General features: G+C 47.4%; 7 protein-coding genes and 1 pseudogene. 4 read left to right on the top strand and 4 right to left on the bottom strand.

The annotated features are described in order from the left end of the window. The first annotated feature begins 135 nt into the window (after positions 1 to 135). On the top strand, positions 136 to 1,593 hold the full coding sequence (locus PG915_RS18430) for a phospholipase D family protein (RefSeq protein ID WP_418642766.1): 1,458 nt from the start codon (positions 136 to 138) through the stop codon (positions 1,591 to 1,593). Positions 1,594 to 2,157: 564 nt separating this feature from the next. Here PG915_RS18430 and PG915_RS18425 read toward each other — a convergent pair. Then, complete coding sequence (locus tag PG915_RS18425) at positions 2,158 to 3,078, bottom strand: IS5 family transposase (protein WP_353499865.1); 921 nt, start codon at positions 3,076 to 3,078, stop codon at positions 2,158 to 2,160. A gap of 181 nt (positions 3,079 to 3,259) precedes the next feature. Between PG915_RS18425 and PG915_RS18420 the strand changes: the two genes are divergently transcribed. The 3 genes and pseudogenes from PG915_RS18420 (at position 3,260) to PG915_RS18410 (ending at position 19,793) form a co-directional block, all read left to right on the top strand. Further along, complete coding sequence (locus PG915_RS18420) at positions 3,260 to 6,136, top strand: VCBS domain-containing protein (RefSeq protein ID WP_353499864.1); 2,877 nt, start codon at positions 3,260 to 3,262, stop codon at positions 6,134 to 6,136. Further along, positions 6,124 to 6,429 (top strand): annotated as a pseudogene (locus PG915_RS18415) (Ig-like domain-containing protein); the annotation flags it as partial. The gene PG915_RS18420 and the pseudogene PG915_RS18415, both read left to right, overlap by 13 nt. Beyond that, positions 6,426 to 19,793, top strand: coding sequence for a VCBS domain-containing protein (locus PG915_RS18410; RefSeq protein WP_353499863.1), 13,368 nt, complete (start codon positions 6,426 to 6,428; stop codon positions 19,791 to 19,793). The pseudogene PG915_RS18415 and the gene PG915_RS18410, both read left to right, overlap by 4 nt. Positions 19,794 to 19,866: 73 nt before the next feature. On the opposite strand, the gene PG915_RS18405 is transcribed toward PG915_RS18410, so the two are convergent. The 3 genes from PG915_RS18405 to PG915_RS18395 are packed head-to-tail and all read right to left on the bottom strand — an operon-like array spanning position 19,867 to position 24,809. Beyond that, the gene (locus tag PG915_RS18405; protein ID WP_353499862.1) at positions 19,867 to 21,162 is read right to left on the bottom strand and encodes an HlyD family type I secretion periplasmic adaptor subunit; all 1,296 of its coding nucleotides are present in this window, start codon (positions 21,160 to 21,162) and stop codon (positions 19,867 to 19,869) included. Then, positions 21,155 to 23,194 carry an ABC transporter transmembrane domain-containing protein gene (locus PG915_RS18400; protein WP_353499861.1) on the bottom strand — a complete coding sequence of 680 codons (2,040 nt, stop codon included), beginning with the start codon at positions 23,192 to 23,194 and terminating at the stop codon, positions 21,155 to 21,157. Before PG915_RS18400 ends, PG915_RS18405 begins: the two co-directional genes overlap by 8 nt. Continuing rightward, a complete protein-coding gene (locus PG915_RS18395) occupies positions 23,187 to 24,809 on the bottom strand; it encodes an ABC transporter transmembrane domain-containing protein (protein ID WP_353499860.1) in 1,623 nt (540 codons plus the stop codon). The genes PG915_RS18400 and PG915_RS18395 overlap by 8 nt, the downstream gene beginning before the upstream one ends. Positions 24,810 to 24,912 lie beyond the last annotated feature (103 nt).

Here is a 24,912-nt window from a genome sequence, read left to right as displayed (position 1 = left end):
AATGAGTCATTAGACGGGCATGGAAGCCCCTAATGTACTTTTCGTTGAAGCAATTCGAACTTTCTTTGTGTCGGCTAAGTGCATCCATTAAAGGGCCTTAGTCTGCGACCTTTTCAAATAAATATAGGTAACCTCATGTTTTTACAACCATTCAGACTATTGTTTCTGATGGTTGTCGTGTCTTTGGCTGCAGGATGTGCCACTTCATTTCCCGAAGTTGAGAGTGATTTTGAACAGAACTGGCAACCTAGCGAATATCAAGCGGAAGTGTATTTGATCCCGTCGGCCTCTGAAGCCCTAGCAAGAAGAATCGACATGATACGCAGTGCCAAGGTCTCAATCGATATGACCTACTTCTCCTGGGATAAAGATATCGTGGGGCTGATGCTGCTTGAGGAAGTCAAAATTGCGGCCGAACGCGGTGTTAAGGTTAGGCTGGTATTGGATGATTTGCTGGTATTTGATGAAAAGTGGTTAGCCGAAGTGTCGCAAAACCCAAATATGGAGGTGAGATTATTTAATCCATTCGATTCTCGTAAAGCAGGATGGCTTGGTAGAGTAGGTGACTTTGCAAGTCACAAACAAACGCTTGATCACCGTTTACATGAAAAATATTTCAATGTTGATCATGAGCATATGATTTTAGGTGGACGAAATATTGGCGCAGCTTACTTTGGCTACAGTGATGCGGCGAATTTCTTCGATACCGATGTGTTATTTCAAGGTGAGGTCATTGAGGCGTTTGCACACAATTATGACCAGCTGTGGGGGAGTGAGCATCTGGTAGCGATTGCAGATTTGATTCAGCCTGTTAAACCGGAGCAGACGATTGAATTTGAAAAAGCAAAACATAAAGAGTTTATGCAGCGTCAAGACGTGATCGAGGCCGTTGATGCATCAATAGAGGCGCTAAGAGAGGTGGAGACTCTATCTGTGGTCGTAACCCCGGTGTTTGACTCGGCAAAGAAGATCAATGACAGCAAGCCTTACTTTAGAGCGAGAGCAGAGCAGTTAGTGCAAGCACCTCTTGAGAAAGCGAAGACGGTCACTATTTCTACACCCTATGTGATAGCGCACAATGGTGAGTTTACATTCATTGATCAATTGATTGAAAACAACATCGATGTGACTTTGGTGACCAATTCGTCCAGCTCGAACGACTCGGCATTTATCCCGGCCTACTATGAACAATATCGCGAGCAGCTGTTGGATAAAGGGGTAAATATCTACGAATACAAAGACAATGCAGTGAATGAGGACAACTTCTATCAGGGCGACACTTATTATCATAATAAGACGGTCATCATAGACGACAAACTGACTTATATAGGTTCCTCGAATTTTGATCCAAGATCAGATTATCTAAATATGGAGTTTGGTGTCTTTATCCAGAGTAAGACGTTTGCAAAGCAAGTAAAGCGTCATCTTTTACAGAAGAAAGACGAGTTGTACTGGCAGGTTTCACGAGATCCCGAGGGTAAGACTCTATGGGTATCAGGCGAGCAAGTAGAAACATCTTCGCCAAACTACGGCGCTGTACATAAAGTACCTGATTGGTTGTTTAGAAAGCTGAATGTTGAATTGGAATTGTAATTGAAAAGGAAAGAGTGAGTGATAAAAACTGGTCATTAGGGCGTGTTGATCTTTGCTGTCTGCTTTATGTTCAGTAATGCGCCGGTAGCTACATTAACATGAATACTAACGATAACATGCAGGCGCGGATGATGTCCTGCATATACGAGTTAGAGAGAAAGTGACACCGCGATAAAATCATTTCATCGACTGCCCCTGTATTTTTGGAGCAACTTAAATATCTCCTGTTGAGTTCATCATTGAATCCTGGGTACGGCTGCTTTTGTTCTTTCAGCTGGCTTGATTGTTTATATCCGCCACCTATCGATTCAAAAGCAAATGGTGGTTCCTCGTTGGGCGATCATCAACCACGGTAAGTCATTTTAATCCGCCCTAGCTTAGGGTCACCGATTCGAGCATGGATGCTTTTTATCAGAAATCACTCTGACATGAATAAAAGGCAATATGATGCGAAATATAACTTCTTTATCGGCGCTAGCAATGAGCTGCGCAGTGCTATCTGCTCCAAGCGGCTTTGTTGCGTAATTCAGACGAGAAACTAAGCTGCCCAAAGTTGAGCGACTTTTAGACAATATACTGAGTTTCAGGCATACCAAGTCCTGTAAGCTTGTTCAACGCTTTAATCATTGCGTAAGTCTCGCCAACTTGAGCGTTGTAATTTCGGAGGCTGAGTTTCCCACCCAACAACTGTTTCACTCGGTGCATTGCTGTCTCTGATAGCGAGCGCTTATGATAACCATACCGCTTTTTCCACTTCTTGTTGGAGCCGTACAGCTTTTGGCAACCTACGGCCAGATCGCGAGGATGTCCCTGCTCCCAGAAGGCTGCTCCTTCCCTTGGCGGGATGAGCGGAACCGCTCGCTTTATACGTATTGCATCATGACAATGTCTTGTGTCATAAGCACCATCACCTGATATCTCAATGATTTTACGACGTGTCTGCTTGAGTAGGTTGGGAAGCACTTCGGCATCGGTAACGTTAGATAAACTCAGCTCTGCTGCGACTATTTCGTGGGTGCTAGTATCTACTGCTAAATGTAGCTTACGCCAGACTCTGCGCTTCCCATCAGTGCCATGCTTTTTGACCTTCCATTCACCTTCGCCATAAACCTTGAGACCAGTGGCATCGATGGCCAGATGCTGTATCACACCTCTGGTTTTGGTTTTAAATGAAACGTCAACGTCCTTAGCTCGACGGCTTATACAGGTGTAATGCGGACAATCAAGCGGTATCTTGGCCAGCTTAAATACGGAGTCTAGAAAACCTTGCAACGCTCTCAATGGCATAGAGAAAACGCGTTTTACCATGAGTGCTGTCGTAATGGCTAAGTCGCTGAATCGACGAGGCCTACCTCGCTTATTCTGTTTACTTTGCTTCCACTCTCTTATGGTCTCTTCATCAATCCAGAATGTAAGTGAGCCGCGGTTGACTAGGGCTTTGTTGTACTGTTTCCAGTTAGTTGTTTTATAACGAGGTTTCGGCATAAGGCTACGAAGATTAGCTGACTTAGCCGATCAGATCGTAACTTCCTGTTTTAGTTCAATCGAATTACGCAACAAAGCCAAACGGCGTCTAAAAAACCTAAGTTAAAATCCAAGATTAGTTAGCAAAACCGTGTTCTATATCCTTAACTTTAAAAGAGGTTTGTGAGTTAAGGCTGAGATCATGACTGAGAAAAAACAAAGTAGTGAAAATCAAACAAAAAAACAATCACCGCGACAGGTTTCTACACATCCAAGCGAAACGAAAACCAAGAAGAAGCAGCGGGAAAAACGTCGCCTTTTTAATACGTTAAGATATCAAGTAGGCATTCCGCCGACACTTGCTCTCATATTACCTTCTCTAGCCAACGCCAATGATGATACTGGTGATGAAGGTAATATCGCTGAAGGTCATGCTCTAACCCAAAAAGCGACTGGACCTCACGAAAGTACACAAGCTCCTGATTCAGAGACGCCCACGTCACCCTCTAGCGAGCTTCAAGAGCTAGCAGCAAACAGTGATGATACAGAAAGCGGTCATACACACGCATTACCGAGTAGACACCTTGCTCTGCATCACTACCCAATGCATGCATATACTGCGCATCATATTGTCAATCAATCTGGTACGGCGTCGTCGGCTACAGACAATCATGTGGACGGAATTGCCCCTTTTTCTGTATCCACCGAAAAAACACAGCAAACTGATAAAGTTCATAAATCGCCTCACTTCAATTCCGCACCGAAAATGTCGGAACAATCTCATGCGGTGAAAGAGGATGATGCCATTTTTCATGGAAAGATGGGGGCAACAGATGCTGATGGAGACACGCTGAGCTACGTAATATCAAAGCCTATCGATGGTTTGACGTTTCATTCTGACGGCAGCTACACTTTTGACCCTAGTCATGGTTCTTATCAACATTTAGCGCAAGGTACGACAGAAGTTGTGAGTACCACTGTGATCGTGACGGACAATATAGGTGGTACGCACAGTGAACAGCTTCAATTTACAGTAACGGGTACCAATGATGCTCCAAAAGTAACGGGGCAATTTACTGGCGCTTTAAAAGAGGATCTTAATGTTGATAGCTCGGGGTTAATGCATGTCCACGGTAAAGTGGACGTGGTGGATGTTGACCAAGGGGAGTCTCACACTCTTTCTGAAGTAGTTCAGGGAAAATTTGGTGTATTAGACATTGATTCAAATGGTCACTGGCACTATCAAGTCGATAATTCCTTGCCAGCCATTCAACAGCTTGCTTCCGGGAACGTCATTACCGAGCAAATAACAATTCATACGGCAGACCAAACCCCGCAATTGATCGAAATTGTTATTGGTGGCACGGCTGATTCTGCGGTTATTTCCGGAGTAGATTCTGGGTCGGTTACAGAAGATTTGAATGTCGTTAACGGCAGTGTCAAAACATCGGGCGATTTATCGGTAATCGATAGCGATCACGGGCAGAGTCACTTCTTGTCTCAAGTGTTAGTAGGGCAATTTGGTACGTTGACTATGGAGGCGAATGGTCATTGGCAGTATGAAGCGAATAATCAGCAAACAGCAATACAGGAACTTGCTAAGGGTACTCATTTGAGTGAAACCTTCACGGTTTCTTCTGTAGACGGCACCGCGCACAATATCGATGTTCAGATCGATGGCACCAACGATTTACCCGTGATGGCAGGACAATCGCAGTCGCTGAAGGAAGATGGTGCGGTTTTCCATGGTCAAATGGTAGCAACCGATGTTGACCACGATTTGCTCACGTACACCACTTCCAATCCAATTGATGGCCTGACCTTCAACCCAGATGGCAGCTACACGTTCGATCCAAGCCACGCTTCCTATCAGCATTTAGCAAAAGGTGATACCCAAGTTGTGACCACCATGGTCACTGTGACCGATACGGCTGGCGGATCGCATCGAGAAGAGCTTAAGCTCACCATCACAGGCACCAATGATTTACCAGTGATGGCTGGCCAATCACAATCCGTGAAAGAAGATGGGCCAGTGTTCCACGGTCAAATGGTGGCCACCGATATTGATCAAGACTTACTCACATACACCACTTCAAATCCAATTGATGGTCTAACATTCAACCCAGACGGCAGTTATACGTTCGACCCAAGCCATGCGTCGTATCAGCATTTGGCGAAAGGTGACACTCAAGTCGTAACCACAATGGTGACGGTGACGGATACGGCAGGTGGCACACATCAAGAACAGCTGAAGTTCACGATTACGGGCACGAATGATTTGCCAGTGATGGCAGGTCAATCCCAACCAGTTAAAGAAGATGGGGCATTATTCCACGGTCAGATGGTGGCAACGGATGTAGACCAAGATTTGCTCAGTTACACCACCTCAAATTCAATTGATGGCCTGACGTTTAATCCAGACGGCAGTTATACCTTCGACCCAAGCCACGCTTCCTATCAGTATTTGGCAAAAGGTGATACCCAAGTTGTGACCACCATGGTCACCGTAACCGATACCGCTGGCGGGTCGCATCGAGAAGAGTTCAAATTCATCATCACAGGCACCAACGACTTACCCGTGATGGCAGGCCAATCACAATCCGTGAAAGAAGGTGGCGCAGTGTTCCACGGTCAAATGTTGGCAACCGATATTGATCAAGACCTACTCACGTACACCATTTCCAATCCAATTGATGGCCTGATATTCAACCCAGATGGCAGCTACACCTTCGATCCAAAACATGCTTCCTATCAGCATTTGGCAAAAGGTGACACCCAAGTTGTGACCACCATGGTCACTGTAACCGATACGGCTGGCGGCTCGCATCGAGAAGAGCTCAAGTTCACTATCACAGGCACCAATGATTTACCAGTGATGGCTAGCCAATCACAATCCGTGAAAGAAGATGGTGCAGTGTTCCACGGTCAAATGGTGGCAACCGATGTTGACCACGATTTGCTCACGTACACCACTTCCAATCCAATTGATGGCCTGACCTTCAACCCAGATGGCAGCTACACGTTCGATCCAAGCCATTCGTCCTATCAGCATTTGGCAAAGGTGATACCCAAGTTGTGACCACCATGGTCACTGTAACCGATACGGCTGGCGGCTCGCATCGAGAAGAGCTGAAATTCACCATCACAGGCACCAACGACTTGCCAATGATGGCAGGCCAATCACAATCCGTGAAAGAAGATGGCGCAGTGTTCCACGGCCAAATGGTGGCGACAGACGTTGACCAAGACTTGTTAACCTACAGCACTTCAAATGCCATTGACGGCCTGACGTTCAACCCAGATGGCAGCTATACGTTCGACCCAAGCCACGCTTCCTATCAGCATTTGGCAAAGGTGACACTCAAGTTGTGACCACGACAGTCACGGTAACCGATACCGCTGGTGGCTCGCATCGAGAAGAACTGAAGTTCACTATTACAGGCACCAACGACTTGCCAGTGATGGCAGGGCAATCGCAGTCATTGAAAGAAGACGGTGCGGTCTTCTATGGTCAAATGGTGGCAACCGATGTTGATCAAGACTTGTTAACCTACAGCACTTCAAATGCCATTGACGGCCTGACGTTCAACCCAGATGGCAGCTACACGTTCGACCCAAGCCACGCTTTCTATCAGCATTTGGCAAAAGGTGACACTCAAGTTGTGACCACGACAGTCACGGTAACCGATACCGCTGGTGGCTCGCATCGAGAAGAGCTTAAGCTCACCATCACAGGCACCAATGATTTACCAGTGATGGCTGGCCAATCACAATCCGTGAAAGAAGATGGGCCAGTGTTCCACGGTCAAATGGTGGCCACCGATATTGATCAAGACTTACTCACATACACCACTTCAAATCCAATTGATGGTCTAACATTCAACCCAGACGGCAGTTATACGTTCGACCCAAGCCATGCGTCGTATCAGCATTTGGCGAAAGGTGACACTCAAGTCGTAACCACAATGGTGACGGTGACGGATACGGCAGGTGGCACACATCAAGAACAGCTGAAGTTCACGATTACGGGCACGAATGATTTGCCAGTGATGGCAGGTCAATCCCAACCAGTTAAAGAAGATGGGGCATTATTCCACGGTCAGATGGTGGCAACGGATGTAGACCAAGATTTGCTCAGTTACACCACCTCAAATTCAATTGATGGCCTGACGTTTAATCCAGACGGCAGTTATACCTTCGACCCAAGCCACGCGTCGTATCAGTATTTGGCAAAAGGTGATACCCAAGTTGTGACCACCATGGTCACCGTAACCGATACCGCTGGCGGGTCGCATCGAGAAGAGTTCAAATTCATCATCACAGGCACCAACGACTTACCCGTGATGGCAGGCCAATCACAATCCGTGAAAGAAGGTGGCGCAGTGTTCCACGGTCAAATGTTGGCAACCGATATTGATCAAGACCTACTCACGTACACCATTTCCAATCCAATTGATGGCCTGATATTCAACCCAGATGGCAGCTACACCTTCGATCCAAAACATGCTTCCTATCAGCATTTGGCAAAAGGTGACACCCAAGTTGTGACCACCATGGTCACTGTAACCGATACGGCTGGCGGCTCGCATCGAGAAGAGCTCAAGTTCACTATCACAGGCACCAATGATTTACCAGTGATGGCTAGCCAATCACAATCCGTGAAAGAAGATGGTGCAGTGTTCCACGGTCAAATGGTGGCAACCGATGTTGACCACGATTTGCTCACGTACACCACTTCCAATCCAATTGATGGCCTGACCTTCAACCCAGATGGCAGCTACACGTTCGATCCAAGCCATTCGTCCTATCAGCATTTGGCAAAAGGTGATACCCAAGTTGTGACCACCATGGTCACTGTAACCGATACGGCTGGCGGCTCGCATCGAGAAGAGCTCAAGTTCACTATCACAGGCACCAATGATTTACCAGTGATGGCTAGCCAATCACAATCCGTGAAAGAAGATGGTGCAGTGTTCCACGGTCAAATGGTGGCAACCGATGTTGACCACGATTTGCTCACGTACACCACTTCCAATCCAATTGATGGCCTGACCTTCAACCCAGATGGCAGCTACACGTTCGATCCAAGCCATTCGTCCTATCAGCATTTGGCAAAAGGTGATACCCAAGTTGTGACCACCATGGTCACTGTAACCGATACGGCTGGCGGCTCGCATCGAGAAGAGCTGAAATTCACCATCACAGGCACCAACGACTTGCCAATGATGGCAGGCCAATCACAATCCGTGAAAGAAGATGGCGCAGTGTTCCACGGCCAAATGGTGGCGACAGACGTTGACCAAGACTTGTTAACCTACAGCACTTCAAATGCCATTGACGGCCTGACGTTCAACCCAGATGGCAGCTATACGTTCGACCCAAGCCACGCTTCCTATCAGCATTTGGCAAAAGGTGACACTCAAGTTGTGACCACGATAGTCACGGTAACCGATACCGCTGGTGGCTCGCATCGAGAAGAACTGAAGTTCACTATTACAGGCACCAACGACTTGCCAGTGATGGCAGGGCAATCGCAGTCATTGAAAGAAGACGGTGCGGTCTTCTATGGTCAAATGGTGGCAACCGATGTTGATCAAGACTTGTTAACCTACAGCACTTCAAATGCCATTGACGGCCTGACGTTCAACCCAGATGGCAGCTACACGTTCGACCCAAGCCACGCTTTCTATCAGCATTTGGCAAAAGGTGACACTCAAGTTGTGACCACGACAGTCACGGTAACCGATACCGCTGGTGGCTCGCATCGAGAAGAGCTTAAGCTCACCATCACAGGCACCAATGATTTACCAGTGATGGCTGGCCAATCACAATCCGTGAAAGAAGATGAGTCAGTGTTCCACGGTCAAATGGTGGCCACCGATATTGATCAAGACTTACTCACATACACCACTTCAAATCCAATTGATGGTCTAACATTCAACCCAGACGGCAGTTATACGTTCGACCCAAGCCATGCGTCGTATCAGCATTTGGCAAAAGGTGACACTCAAGTTGTGACCACGACAGTCACGGTAACCGATACCGCTGGTGGCTCGCATCGAGAAGAGCTTAAGCTCACCATCACAGGCACCAATGATTTACCAGTGATGGCTGGCCAATCACAATCCGTGAAAGAAGATGGGCCAGTGTTCCACGGTCAAATGGTGGCCACCGATATTGATCAAGACTTACTCACATACACCACTTCAAATCCAATTGATGGTCTAACATTCAACCCAGACGGCAGTTATACGTTCGACCCAAGCCATGCGTCGTATCAGCATTTGGCGAAAGGTGACACTCAAGTCGTAACCACAATGGTGACGGTGACGGATACGGCAGGTGGCACACATCAAGAACAGCTGAAGTTCACGATTACGGGCACGAATGATTTGCCAGTGATGGCAGGTCAATCCCAACCAGTTAAAGAAGATGGGGCATTATTCCACGGTCAGATGGTGGCAACGGATGTAGACCAAGATTTGCTCAGTTACACCACCTCAAATTCAATTGATGGCCTGACGTTTAATCCAGACGGCAGTTATACGTTCGACCCAAGCCATGCGTCGTATCAGCATTTGGCAAAAGGTGGAACTCAAGTTGTGACCACAACCGTAACGGTGACGGATACAGCAGGTGGTACACATCAAGAAGAGTTGAAGTTTACCATCACAGGCACGAACGACCTGCCGGTGATGGCAGGACAATCGCAGTCAGTGAAAGAAGATGGGGCACTCTTCCACGGTCAAATGGTGGCGACGGATGTAGACCAAGACTTGCTGACGTACTCAATCTCGCATCCTATCGATGGTTTGACATTTAATTCTGATGGTAGCTATACATTTAACCCAAGCCATTCGAGTTATCAGCACCTTTCTCAAGGCTCGACTCAGCAAGTATCGACTACGGTGACCGTGACCGATAGCTCCGGAGGTAGCCATCAAGAAACACTTGAAATGGTAGTATCAGGTACCAACGATCGGCCTATTGTTTCTGCTTGGACACAATTACAAAATGGGATGGAAGATAAACCCGTTATCATCAAAGCCTCTGATCTACTTACTCATGCATCTGACATAGACAGCGCTGACACATTAATAGTCACACATCTTCAGGCAACAAATGGTGTAGTGGTGGATAATCATGATGGTACGTATACCTTCACACCCAACAAAGACTACAACGGAGAGGTACGACTAACCTACCGAGTTGAAGACAATCACGGTGCCTTTGTTGAAACTCAAGCCCGATTTAACTTGGCAGCAAGTCCTGACAATGCGGTGATCACCGATGTACAAACTAATGTGGATTTGAGGGGAGTGACTGAGGATCGTGGCTACATCGATACTCACTACATGCTTCATTATGATGGTCAGTTGAACATTCAGGACCCAGATGTCGGTGAAGCCCAGTTTGAACCTAATATCGGTTCTCAAACTTACCAAGGGATAGGATACGATACAAAACTAGGTGGTCATGTTTTGCTTATGCGAGATGGTCGCTACACATACACCTTAGATAATCGAAACATTCAGAACTTAGCAGAAGGTGAGGTCAGACACGATTTTGCGACGATACGTTCAGTCGACGGTACCACTCATACGATGGAGTTTACGGTTCATGGCACCAATGATGCTCCAACGGTAGTTGCGCAATCTCATTCGGTCACTGAAGGCGGATCGATTTTGTCTGGTCAAATGCAAGGGCATGACGTCGATACAGGTGCAACACTGACATACTCGACCCCAAATGTTGATGGTTTGGTGTTTCATTCAGATGGCAGCTACAGCTTCAATCCAGATCATCCTACTTATCAATCCTTAGCTGCTGGCGTTACGAAAACACTGTCAATTCCCGTAACGGTTACGGATGAGCACCATGCATCTAGTACTTCGGTGCTGACGATTACAGTGACGGGTGCCAATAATGCAGCAGTTGTTGCTGGGGTTGATACAGGGTCGGTAGACGAGGGGGCGGCAGGTGTAGATATGTCTCCCGATTACGCACACTCAGGTATGGCTTTGCTAGGTCGAAGTACGGTAGGAGCAAGTGGCCAGCTATCCATTACTGATGTAGATAGTGGTGAAGCCAAGTTTGATACACATGGCTTTGGTTACACCTACGCAGGAAAATTTGGTGATTTGCATCTGACAGAACAAGGGAAATGGTTTTATTACGCAGACATGGGGAGTGTACGTAGCGTCGGTGGACTTAGCACTAATCGTGGTACGCAAATTGACCAGCTAGGTGAGGGGCAAACGCTGACCGACACTGTTACGGTGTACACGAAAGACGGCACCCCACACGATATTGTCATCACCATACATGGTGATAATGATCGCCCGTACTGCTCTTCAGAAGTAACACTCAATGCGGGTGCTGAAGATACACGACAAACCATCACGGTAGGCGACCTTTTAGCAAATACGACTGATGTGGACGCAAACGATGCTGGCAAGCTGACAATAGAGAACCTTCATGCAGATCATGGCTCGACTCAGCACAATGCGGATGGGACATTTACCTTCTCTCCTGAAAAAGACTATAACGGACAAGTCCATTTTACGTATGACGTGAAAGATGCACATGGTGGAGTGACTTCAACTGGAGCCTCGATGATATTGGCTGCGGTGAATGATAATCCAGATACGCAGCCACTTACTGATTCGGTAACTGAGGACTCAACCAATCATCATGTATTGGATCTTCTGTCTGGAGCCAGTGATAAAGAAGGCGATGCTCTGTCTGTACAGCAGCTATCGTTTTCTGTAGATGGTGGCTCACAGAGTACCAGCCTGCCAGATGGGATTTCGTTGTCGCCCGATGGACATACTTTGGTGGTTGACGCGACACATCATGCATTCCAGCACCTTGCGGCGGGTCATACTCAACCGGTGGTAATGAGTTACATGGTTGATGATGGCCACGGTGGGCAAACTGCGCAAACTGCAACGCTTTCTATTCAAGGAAGTGACGATAAAGCGACGATGGTCTCTCATACGATTCAATTGACAGAATCTCAAGCTTTAAGAAGCCAGTATTCTACCCATCATGGCAACCTTCAACTGACAGACCCAGATACAGGCGACAGTACTCAGTTTGTCTTTAGTGGACAATATATGGGACAGGGTTATGCACCGGGGCACTTGACTGTCTGGCCTGATGGTTCTTATCAGTTCTACTTAGACCCTGCTCGGAATCACCATGCTGATGATCGTATTGCTAGTTTACGAACTGGGGAATCGATGGAGATTCCCTATCAAGTCGAAACGAGTGATGGGCAACGATTAACGTTGATAGTGAAAGTCACAGGGGAAGATGATCAGGCTCGAATTCAAGTCGGGCCGTATTCAAAATTTGATAATGATGCCTATGAAGATAAGCTCGCGCCCGGTAGTACACCGAATCAAGTGTGGAGTGGGGGGACATTACAGGTTATCGATCCCGATCATGACCAAGCGGGTTTTGTCGCTCAACGGATTGACACGCCAGAAGGGTGCCACTTCTCTATAAATGTCCGAGGCGGTTGGCAATATACAATTGATAACGACAAGCTCCAGCACTTAGGTGCTGGGCAAAGTTACCAGAAAACCTTCACAGTGGAGTCAATCGATGGCAGTGCTCAAAGGGATATTACGGTGACTGTGCACGGTCGGAATGATGATCCTGTCGTTACCTCTGCAGTGACTATTCCAGCAGCCAAAGAAGATCAGACAATCACGTTGACTGTTAAACAGCTGCTCGCCAATGCGACCGATGTTGATGACAACGATGCAAACCAATTAACAATTGATAATTTGGTGGCCGATCACGGTTCAATTACTGACAACCACGATGGAACCTATACCTTTACTCCAGACCCTGACTACAACGGACAAGTTCAATTCACGTATGACGTGAAAGATGCTCATGGTGGCTCAACAACTTCAGGTGCTTCACTGGGTCTTGTTGCCGTTAATGACGCTAGTAAGCTCGCTTCTGGTCAGGATTCTGCCAATCTCACTGAGGACCAGGTGCGGTCGGGCACTCATCAACTCGAGACAGGCTGGATAAATCTAGGTGTCACCGATGTTGACGGCGCAACTGAAGCTGATATTGCATCTATTGAGGTGAATGGTGTCAAACACGCTGTTCCTGCTAATTTTGCGATGAACCTGACCGCCAATCATGGTTATTTCTCAACCACACACAGTACTGATGGTCACAATAAGTGGAGTTACACGGCGGATAACGACAGTCCTGATATTCAAGGGCTTAAGGCTGGTCAGCAGTTGCAAGATTCAATGGTATTGATCACAAAAGATGGTACGCGGATACCTGTGACAGCGACCATCAATGGTCAAGATGACCATGTGATTATTGATACTCCAGATAAGCTTACTGCAGCGATAGGGACAGCAATTGAAGACACGACAACAACCGTAGCAGGAACGTTGCAAGCTCACGATCTAGACAAGGGAGATCAAATCAGTTTTGAACTCGCCACGGCAAGCCAATCTCAAGCGGGTAGCTATGGCACGTTTTATCTGGATAGTACGGGACATTGGCGATACGACTTGGATCCCGCAAAAGCGGATTCGCTAGGAAGTGGTGAAGGAAAGGTAGAAGTTTTTGATATTGTGGCTATTTCTAGTGATGGCTCCCGCGCGACACAACAAGTTGAAGTGCTGGTCCAAGGAACAAATGATGCACCAGTGGTCTCGGGTTCAATTTCGCTGCCATCTGGTGAAGAAGATCACTCAGTCACTTTACATAGTCGAGATTTGTTAGCCAATGCGACTGATGTTGATAATTATGATCGACTGTCGGTAACGTCATTGCAAGCCGATCATGGCGTTGTTAAAGACAACCATGACGGCACCTATACCTTCACACCAGAGCCTAATTACAATGGTGCCGTTCATTTCACCTTTGATGTGAAGGACACCCATGGTGGGGTTACTTCTGCCAGCGCGACATTGCAACTGTCTGCACTCTCTGATGCTGCTCAAATCACGGCAAAAGGAGACACACTAAAAGAAGACCACGTCCTACAAGGGACGACAACGCTACATTCGACAGGGCATTTTCAAATCATCGACCCTGATGGGGCATCAGAATCGTTTTTTGCCACCAACGCCGCAGGCAGACAAGAGTTTTATACAGGCTCTTTAGGCGGAACGCTTCAGGTTAACAAGGATGGTGGATATTTTTATGATGTCGACAACTCTCTGGTGGACTATCTAAAAGATGGCGAAGTGGTGAAAGACCAGTTCACGATTGTTAGTGCGGATGGTACCACTAAGCAGGTCGAGTTCACTATTCAAGGAACCAGTGACAACCCATATATAGGTAGAGGAAGTTTGCATCAATGTGTTTTTGAAGACGAAAAGATACTCAAAGGTAGGGTGTATGGCTTCGATCCTGATCACGGCGATCAGCAGCACTTAACGTTTACGCTGATAGGAACGGTACCAGGCTTCACCCTCAACTCGGACGGAAGCTATGTTTTCGATCCTTCAGACAAGGCGTATCAGCACGCTTCTTTGTCTACGGGCATGGATGAACACCTAATAATTCCTATAAAGGTGACAGACAGTGATGGATTGAACTCTGTACAAAACCTTCGTATAACGATTATCCCTACTAATGATGCACCTGTTGTGACCAGTTCTGTTTCCCTTTCTTCTGGAACAGAAGATCAAAGTGTCACATTGCATAGTCGTGATCTTCTCGCTAACGCCAGTGATATTGATGATTATGATCGACTGTCGGTGACGTCACTGCAGGCCGATCATGGTGTTGTTAAAGACAACCATGATGGCACCTATACCTTCACACCAGAGCCCAATTACAATGGTGCCGTTCACTTTAGCTACAATGTTACAGACAATCACGGAGCAAGTACCCCAGCAAGTGCTTCACTCACATTAGCGGCTGTGGATGATAAAACCCAATTTGTCGGTGTAAACCATGGTGCTGCAACGGAAGATGTTGCAACGCACATGAGTACGAATGTGGATCTCAAAGATGCTGTTGATTGGCAAGCACTACAGATCACTGATGTCGATAGCACGAATACGCAAATCACGGTTGAGTTTGCTGGTAAACAATATACGTGGACACTTGGTCAGGATCTCGATGTCACAACGCCTTACGGTAAATTCCAGTTTCACACCATAACCAGCGGTTCACACCAAGGTGAACACGCTTGGAGCTACATTGGCGATAACACCAATAGTGATGTACAAGGCCTCAAAGCGGGTGAATCGCTGCACGAGTCAATAAAACTCACAGCCAAAGATGGTACCGAGTTCCCAATTCAGGTTGAAGTTAGAGGAACGGAAGATGGTGTTATCATCGATACCAAGGGTGAACTAGCTCATGTCACCGAAGACTCACAAGCGGGTGCATCGGTCAGTGGTCAGTTGGCAGCGCATGATTCGGACGTTCATGACCACGTTGATTGGACTGCGTCACCTTCAGCAGGGGTGACAGGAAGCTACGGCACTTTTCATATTGATGCGGCGGGACACTGGCATTATGTCGTTGACCAATCTCGAGCGACTCAGCTGGGCGTTGGTGACGAAAAGTGGGAGTATTTCAATGTTGAAGCGGTGTCGAGTGATGGCAGTCGAGTGACGAAGAGAGTCGCGGTGGTGGTTCATGGGCAAAATGACAACCCTACAGTGAGCGCAGATGTCACATTAACTGCAGGAATGGAAGACACGCCGATTCGTTTAACATCAGCAGACTTGTTAGCGAACGCGACTCATGTTGACAACAACGACCGTGGTTGGCTGCGAGTTGCGAATCTGAGCGCCGATCATGGCACGGTGACCACTAATCAAGATGGAACATTCACCTTTACACCGAATCAAGATTACAACGGCGTTGTTCAGTTTAGCTATGACGTTATTGACCGTCATGGCGGGAGCACTTCAGCACATGCCTCCGTCTCACTTCAAGCGGTCAACGATCTCCCTGCCATTCATGGTGATATTGCAGCTTCCGTTATTGAAAAAGGGTTGGATACTCAAGGGGGGCTTGTTGGCGTTGCGACAGCTCAAGGCACGCTAACGACAGTTGACCCTGATACCGGGGACTCGATCACATGGCAGGTGATGTCACCATCAGGTACCTATGGTCGCCTAACCATTGATCAACATGGTCACTGGCATTATCAGTTGGATGACACTAATTCTGCAGTACAAGCCTTACCAAACGGCCGAACTGTTCAAGACTCGTTTGTGGTGACGGCAACTGACCAGTCAGGGACTGCGGTTAAGCAAACCGTGATCATTGATGTTCAAGGAAGTAATGACGGAGCAACCATAGATGGTCAATCAACATCAGCACTAAGCTACGATATAACCGAAGACTCTGTCAGTGCGACACTTTCGGGACACCTGCAACTTGTTGATATCGATAGCGGTGAAGACCAGTTTGTTCCTTTTAATCAAGTAGCGGGGACTTATGGTCACCTAACGCTCAATGCGCAAGGGGATTGGACCTATGTGTTGGATAATCAACTTGCAACAACGAATGCACTTCATTCTGGCCAAGTTGTGACCGATCATTTTACCATTACCTCTCCTGACGGTACGGCGACGAAATCCATCACAGTAAACGTACACGGTCACGATGATTTAGCTACCCTCACTGTGAGTGAAGGAGATAGTCAGCAGAGCCTAGACTTGCTAGCAGGGATTCAAGCTCAAGCAATACAACATATCCAATACTCGACCGATGGTATTCATTTTAGTAGCACGCTTCCTACTGGTTTCTCGTTGGCAGCAGATGGTCATACTCTTCAAGTGGATGCGTCTGGTGGAAGTTACGATCACTTATCCACTGGCGTTAAGCAATCTATATTCATTAGCTATGAGATGGTAGAAGGAACCGGTTTAAGTGCCCAAGTGACACAGCAACATGGACTAGTTGAGGTTATTGGTACCAGTGATGCACCTGTACTACACAGTTTCTCGCCAAGGGCTGACCAATTCTCTGGCCCTATTACAGGCAATTTACTGTCTGGTGCTACCGATGTGGATGATGGGGCTCACTTGGTGTTAAGTGATATCCAGTACCGAGATGGAACGGGATACCACACTCTTTATCCAGGTCAGTCGCATAGCATTACTGGTGTAGGTACCATCAGCATAGAGGCCAATGGTGACTACTCATTTATTCCAGAGCCTTCGTTTGTTGGCGTGGTTCCAGCGATGTGGTATCGCGTGGTAGACACCACAGATAATCACAACGTTCAAAGTCAAAGTACATTGCACATATCGATAGATGCGAATCACCAACCGACGGTGACGAGTTTGTCCGCTAGCTTGAATGAAGACACTGATCTTGCGATTTCAACGTCTGATTTTGGCTATGCTGATAGCGACTCTGATGCGCTTCATTCTATAACCATAACTCAGGCTCCTGATGCGAGTCATGGTCATTTGATTTTAGATGGGCAGGTAATTGCGGATGGTACTGCCATTATGGCAAGCGACTTAGATAGGCTCATCTTCAGGCCTGTCGCTAACTATAATGGTGCAGCGACATTCGGCTATACCGCCAATGATGGCCACTCAGATTCGACAGAGCAGCATGCCCATTTAATGGTTATCCCTGTTAATGATGCCCCTGCTATTCAGTTGACGCCACTAACACCAGTAACGGGAACGGTAACCGAGACGGATGTTGATGTTGGTGACACCCATCAGTTTGCAGTGACAGTGCCATCTGGTCAATATGGCACGTTGACAGTCGACCCTGCTACAGGGGCCTATCAGTATGTGCCAAATGGGCAGATGATGGGAATGTCCTACAATAAGGTCACAGGACACTACACTGGGCAGGATATGTTTGAGGTGTCGGTGACAGATAAAGCGGGGGCGACCTCCTCGCTGTTTGTTACCTTTGAAGTGGAAGGAACGGTGAGTGCTCCAGCGATTGCAGGACAAGCTCCTAACGTTGCTACTCATGTGACGACACAACCTACCGTTTCCCAGACCATGCCTACAGGGCTGATGGCATCACATCAACAAGCAAATCATGTGACGGTGGATCTGGTTGCTGGCAGTGACAGTGGGCGCTCTCATAGCGATGATCTAACCAATGATCAAACACCAACGATCAGTGGTCATACGGATATTCCTTTCTCAAAAGTGAACCTGTATGACGGCTCTAGAGTCGTTGGAAGTGGTTATTCTGATGCACACGGTAATTATCAGATAGACACAAGTACACTGGGAGATGGTCTGCATAATATTAGTGCAAGAGCACTGGCGCCAGCCAGTGTCATACCTGTGGTATCGTCACTTCTTCCTATTACTATTGACACGGTTGATCCAATTCCATCAGTCTCAGTTGATACCGTGACGCGTGATAATGTCATTAATGCTGCTGAGTCCCAATCGACAATCGCCATTACGGGTTTATCATCGGGTGACGTTCACCAGGGCGATGTGGTAACCATCGAGGTTCACGGTCATACCTACTCAGGCGCAATAGATTCGACAGGACGCTACAGTATTGATGTGCCGGGAGCTGAGCTGGAACAAGTATCTCAGCTTAAAGTGAGTATTTCTGCGACAGATAGCGCGGGCAATACCGCTACGACCTCGATCGATCATCATTATGAAACCGATACGAGTGTAGGCAGTCCAACCATCATTTTTGAGAGTCCAGGTTCAGATAACTTATACAGTAAGGCTGAAATAGCGCATGGTGCAGCTGGCACCATTACAGCTACAGTCCATGCAGCAACGGATGCTAAAGTTGGAGAGCATCTAAATATTAATGGTGTAGATCATGTATTAGATTTGCATGCGCTTCAGCATGGCGTTGACGTCGAAGTGGCGCCGAACAGCCTTGTTAAGGCCATTATGACCGATGAGCATGGCAATGTTAATTCAGCGCTGAATATGGCGGCAGGTGCGAAGCCAGAGCCCATAGTCGTAACAGCACCCACTGGAAGTCATCATATCAGTACGAGTTTAGGTGCGCCGACACTTATGCCATCCCTGACGCCAGTACCCGCTTCCCAGCAAGGCTGGAAAATACTGGTGAATGGACACTACCAAACTTCGGTATCGAGTCAGTGGGGGACGCTAAGCATTGATCCTCGCACTGGACACTTGAGTTATCAAGAACATGCGGATGTTCATACTGGCCCCCACGGCTCTGCTCAAAATGTGGGTGTCCATGAAGATCACTTCCAGGTTGCATTGCAAGGCTCGCATCATGATGATGTCGTCTTGCATGTACAAGTCAGTATCTTAAGTCATGGACCGGGGCACAGTGGCAAGCTAACGTTGGGCTCTGAAGTACTAGATATGACAGTGACACCAGTGTTAAGTCATGTGCAACCATCGCCTCCACCGCCGCCACCAAGTGATGCGCATGATGAGCCTAGCGCCGATGTTTTTTCTGGTAGCCAAAGTGAGCTAACCATCATGTTGGAGCTCGGAATTGAGGCTAAAGCCGTTGAAGAGGCAGGTTCACATTCGCAACACTCGGGAGCGAGCAGTTATTTGGAGCAACTAGGGTTCGATCATCAGCTATTACAGACCGATTCTAAAGAACACAATGCTGATATACCGGATGATATTGATATTGTGCTCAATGAGACAGAGCATCATGATTTGGCAGAGGGGTACCAAGGGGAGCTTGCGCATCACGACGATCAAAGTGGCATTGAGCACCTCCAAGACACCGATAGTGACCATCTCGATTTAGATGACCCAACTCGCTAATATCAAAACGCCCTTGGTCCGCAAGGGCGTTAGTTTGATTAGCGAATATTACTACTATTAGTGTTTAGGAAAATTAGCGTTCCCCAAAGGCTCGGCTTACATTGGTATAGATCGGTTTCCAAAGATATTGGAATACAGTCTTCTCGCCAGTGGTGATGTCGACTTCTCCTGTCATACCCGGCAATATCGCAAAGCGCTCTGGGTCATCTCTAAAGTAGGGTTTTTCCACAGAGACCGTGACTTCGTAGAAGATATTGCCTTTCTCATCCTTGGTGGTTGTTGGGGAGATGGACTCGACCACGCCGCGCAGTGCTCCAAATCGACTGTAATCAAAAGCATCGACTTTGACTCGGGCAGGTTGACCTTCATCTACAAAACCAATGTCACGTGGTGATAGCTTGGCTTTGAAGTCGGCTTTGCCACCAATAGGAACGATTTCTACCACCGTGCCTCCTGGTTGAATAACTGCCCCCGCTTTAGTGCTAGGAATGCTTTGAACTAGCCCTTGTACAGGAGAGGTCAACACCGTATTCGACAGTTTCGCTTCTCCTGAGCGAACTCTGGCTTCTAAAGCTGAAAGCTCAGATGCGGCTTTGGAGCGCTGATCAGCTACTTCTACTTTTGCCTCTGCTAAAAGCTGGGAGATTTTTTCATCATTGGAGTCGGCTTGTTTTAACAGCAGCGCTTTCTTACCTCGAGTCTCTTCTATTTGCTGCTCAATTGACGCCACTTTTTGTTGCATCTCTAGAACTCGCAAGCGTGAGATGTTGCCGCTTTTTTGTCCTCTTTGGAGTATGGTCAGTTCTTGTTGTGAGGCTTGAAGCTCGCGCTCATAGGCAGGCAGAGCGTTATCAGTACTTCGCAGCTGTTCAGCGATTTGCTCGGCTTCTTTTTCTAAAACGATACGCTTTTGATAGTAGAGAGCGACCTGCGCGCTTCTCTGCGCTTTTTGCTGAGCGACCAACTCTGGGAATTCTTGTTCATAGTCTGAGAAGTTGGGTTCTCTTTCATCAATCAGTGAGCTAAGGCGCTCAATGGTTAAGTTGAGTGACGCTTGTTGAGCTCTGAGCTCTTCTAGCGCCGTTGTTTGGAAAGTAGCATCAAACTCAACCAGTACTTGTCCTTGCTCGACGAGATCCCCTTCTGACACCGAAATCGTTTTCAATTTTCCGCCAATATCACTTTGTATGATCTGCCTTTCACCTTCAGGGATGACGGTGCCTTGCGCCTTAGCAATTTCATCGACCTTGGTGAAGGCAGACCAGGAAATGAAGGCGATCACAGACAGTGCAATCGCCGACGTAATAACGGATAAGAGTCGACGAGTTTGCTTTGATTCTATCGCCTCAGCGTAATATTCCTTACTCATTAGCAACGATCTCCATAGGTTGTGACTCCTGCTGTGAATCTTGATTATCCAAAGCGCCGAAATAGGCCACGGCTCCTTGATTCAGCACCAGCACCTTATCGGCGAGCTTAATCAACTCGGCGTCTTGTGTGCTGAAGAGGATTGTCGAACGGCCGCGCTTTTCATTTAAAAAGTCGCTAAATAGTTCAACGGAGTTTGGCGCCGAGTCCTGAAGCGGGTTGTCGAGAAGGTAAAGCGGATAATGGGTAGCCAGTGCTTTTGCGGTAATGAGCATTCGAGCTTCAAACCGTGATAATAAGTCGTACATGCTGGCTGGCCATAGATCGGCTAAGTTGCTATCGAGCCCATTCTCTAATGAAGCCAACCACTCTTTCCCTCCGGCTCGTTCGATGGCGGAGATGATTTGTTGATCTTCTATGTCTTGATTGTCAGAAAACCAGTCTCTGATGCTGGTGAGCAAAATCTGTGGATGAGCCGCTTTGTAGAACAGCCAATGTCGATAGAGATGCGGAGCGTATTGGTTGAGGTTTATGCCGTTAATGTTGACCACACCATTTTGTACCGACTGAAAACTGGCGATGGTGTCGATGAGGCTGGTCTTACCGCTATTTGATGGACCAGTGATGGCGACAATCTCTCCCGGTTCAATGACGGCAGAGACCCCACTCAGTGCCGGTTTCGCTTGTTTTGCATAGCGTAGCGTTACTTGATCGAGCTCTATTTGCGGTGGCGACTGGTCAAGCGTGTGGTGATGGTAGCGGTAGCTTTCCTCTGTATTCATGGCCAGTTTGCGATTAATCTGCAGCTCGGTTTGTTTGAGTTGCTGGAGACGAAAGGCGTTGTTGGCCAGTGTTTGTGCTGGCCCGGTAATTCTTGAAATCAACATCATGGTCGCGATCAAGCCACCGGCGGACATGACGTTGGTAAAGATGAGCTCAATTCCCAGACCAATCACGGAGATGGTCGACAAAATGCCAATCGCATAATAAATGGAGGTGTATTTGGCTTGGTGCAAAGACTGTTTAAAGCTGTTGGTTGAAGCGAGGTGATTAGCTTTATCAAATTTGGAGAGCCACCCAACTATCATTTGACTACTGCGCATAAACCCGAGTTGCCCTGATAGCTCAGCGATCAAAGTTTGACGGTTAGCTCCAGCGATAGTGGACTGATTAGCTCTCACTGCGGAATGTTTGATTGAGCGCTTCGCCACCAGATAGTACAAACACAAAGCGACGATTGGCACCACAACCAACCAACCACCTAGTGCAGCAATCGCCACTAAAAACACCAAAACAAAGGGTATATCAAAAAGTGTGTTGCCGAGTGGCCCTGATAGCACACCTGCAATCCGCTGTGAGAAATTAAGCTGATTGACTTGGGTTTGTTGTGCGGTGTTTTTAGTGACTTGATAGCTCTCTGTGAGCAGCTTTTTGACCAGCGCATCTGATATCTCGCGACTGACGCGATTTGCCACTGTCGTTAATGTTTGACTTCGTATCACTCGGAGCAGCCAAAGCAGAGCAAATAAAAGCGTGGCGCCAATGGCGATACCACTCAACTCATGAGGCGCATCGCCACCAATAACATGGTCGTAAATGGACATGGTGATGAAAGGGATGGCCAGCGCAAACAAATTCGCCACCAAGCTTGCGAGTGCGACTTTGGGGATGATGTGTCGAAATGCGTCGAGGCGGCTGCTGAGCCAGTTAGGATCCGGTTTATCTGGGGGAGTGTCTTCTAAAAGAACGATATAAGCATTGCGGGTTGGGTTTTGCTCTACCGCGTCATTTCGCTTGTAGGCCGTTAACCCGGAATCGGAAACGTGCACAGACACTTTGTAATCGTATTGAGTTAACGCCATATCTTGGCTGATGATCCGATAGGGTACGTTGAGGCGATCGAGCATGCTCAAGTAGTCTTGCAGATCCGCTAAGCCATTTTCCTCTACCCACTGATTCGCAAACACATCAATGTTGCTGTTCACGTCTAAAAGCCTGAGTGATTTAAGTGCGGCGGTTTCGAAGTTATTCATTTGACTCACCTCGCTCGCCCATTTTGGCCTCAGAGATATTGATGAGGTCGGTCTTTAATTGCTTAAAAGCCGTGTTATGAGTGACCAAAGCGATGGTGCGTCCTGTGCTGGCTTCATTTTCTAGAACAGCCGCTAACTTAGGCCAAGTGTCGATGTCGAGATCGATTTCTGGTTTGTCGATAAATAGCAGCGGAGTCGGCTTTGCCAATTGGAAACAGAGATTAATCAAACGTATACTACTGTGACTTAGTGGAATTGTTGGCAATTGTGCCAGCTTGGTTTCAAGTCCATCAGGCAGTTGAGTTAACACGTCGTACAAACCTAGCTGTTTACTGTATGACAAGGCTTTCTCAGAAAGCTCAGGGTTGAAACCGCACAAGTTATCCAAGATGGAGCCTTGCAAAATAGAGCCGCGGGCACTGACATAAGAGGTTATCGATGCCATTGAATGTGGGTCCACCGTTATGTCGTTAATAAACACCTCCCCGCCAGCGAGGGTATTGACCCCGGCCATCGCTGCCAGCGCTTGTCCAGACACTTCGTTATTGCGGTGTTCAATAAGGACGATGCGACCACTGGCAAGCTCGTGGCTGATGGAATAAATTTTTCCGTAGCGGTCAAACTCGATATCGCGATAGGCAACTTGGCGGAAAGACTCAAGGTTATCAGGTAGGCTCTCTTTTTGAGCCGAGAGGGTGAGTAGCTCTCGAACGCTCTGAATCGATGTTTGCATGTTAGCGTAGCGAATATTGAGATTGGTCAGTGCGGTAAGCGGGGCAACGGCTCTACCTGCCAGTATTGAACAGGCGGCTAAACCACCGGTCGTTAATTCCCCGGACAAGACATGTGATGCACCAGCGATCACTAGAACCACTGACGTGCCAAGTGATGCTAAGTAAATACATTCTTGAGCAAACGCGTTTTTTCTCTCGTCGTCTGCCGTAATGAGACGATATTTTTGATTTAGCTTTTTGAATGTAGAGAAGGTTCGGTATTCGCTTGCCTGACGTTTGATGCCGAGCAGATTACGAGAGAGCTTGACTAAGAATCCCGCTCTTAAGTCGTCGAGTTCAGCGTGCTTTTGGCTGCGACGTTTTGCACGTTTACCAGACAGCCACACAATAGAAAACGTTACCGCCCACACGATAACGGGCACCAGAACCAGCGCTCCGCCTACATAGTAAATTAAGAACAGGAACAGTAGTGCGAAAGGAATATCAATGAGCCCAGATAACAGCCCGCCGGAGTAGATATCTTTGATTTTTGAAATGGATTCTAAGCCATTTTGCACGCCGCCAACTTTTAACTGTTTGATTTCTGCCGTGGGAGCACTGGCAAGAACACGAACCGCAGAGGCATAGCGCGCTTTTTCCATGTTGGCGGACTCTGCTGCCAAGATCCAGCTACGAACGTAACGCAATAAAGCATCAAGCAGTACCGCCAATGTTGCCCCTAATAGAAGCAGCGTTGCCGTTCCATAGCTTTGATTGGGAATAATACGGTCATAGATTTGCAGAACCGTTAAGGGCATGGCAAGGGAAAGAATGTTGATCAATATTGATGGTACTAGAACTTTTCTTATACCCGATACTCCAGCCGAAAGTGTCGTCTCCATACGCAACCCGCTTATGATCCATATGAATTAAGATTCGGACAGAAATTGCCAACTTTCAAATAGTAACCGAGGAAAAAGAGAGTTTTACTGAAAGCACATTGTA

It is taken from the genome of Vibrio sp. CB1-14, assembly GCF_040412085.2.
GTDB lineage: Bacteria > Pseudomonadota > Gammaproteobacteria > Enterobacterales > Vibrionaceae > Vibrio > Vibrio chaetopteri.
This window is presented reverse-complemented; position numbering and strand designations above follow the sequence as displayed.